Below are 795 nucleotides of genomic sequence, written 5' to 3' on the forward strand. Positions count from 1 at the left end.
GTCAGCTTCTTCATCTGGTGGGTGGCGTTGCGGCCCTCGAAGTTCGGGCCCAGCGTCCAGCCCTTGACCGTCTTGGCCAGGATGACCGTCGGCTGGCCCTTGTGGTCCAGGGCCGCCTTGTACGCCGCGTAGATCTTGCGGTGGTCGTGACCGCCGCGGCCCAGGTGCAGGATCTGCTGGTCGGTCATGTTCTCGACCATCTTGCGCAGCCGGTGGTCGTCGCCGAAGAAGTGCTCGCGGATGTAGGCGCCGGACTCGGTGGCATAGGTCTGGAACGCGCCGTCCGGTGTGATGTTCATCTTGTTGACCAGCACACCGTCGCGGTCCTGGGCCAGCAGCGGGTCCCAGGTGCGGTCCCAGATCAGCTTGATCACGTTCCAGCCGGCGCCCCGGAAGACCGACTCCAGCTCCTGGATGATCTTGCCGTTGCCGCGCACCGGGCCGTCCAGGCGCTGGAGGTTGCAGTTGACCACGAAGGTCAGGTTGTCCAGACCCTCACGGGCGGCGATGGAGAGCTGGCCGAGCGACTCCGGCTCGTCCATCTCGCCGTCGCCCAGGAACGCCCACACGTGCGAGTCGGACGTGTCCGCGATCCCACGCGCGTGCATGTACCGGTTCATCCGGGCCTGGAAGATCGCGCCGATCGGGCCGAGGCCCATGGAGACCGTCGGGAACTCCCAGAAGTCCGGCATCGAACGTGGGTGCGGATAGCTGGAGAGGCCGTAGGGCGACTTGGACTTCTCCTGGCGGAAGCCGTCCAGGTGCTGTTCGGTGAGCCGGTCCAGCAGGTACGCG

The 795-nt window shown here is 66.5% G+C and carries 1 pseudogene; it reads right to left on the minus strand.

Annotated elements, in window-relative coordinates:
* Positions 1-795, minus strand: a pseudogene (locus BZY54_RS45580) (pyruvate dehydrogenase (acetyl-transferring), homodimeric type); the annotation flags it as partial.

This window comes from Streptomyces carpinensis (genome assembly GCF_002154505.1).
Lineage (GTDB): Bacteria > Actinomycetota > Actinomycetes > Streptomycetales > Streptomycetaceae > Streptomyces > Streptomyces carpinensis.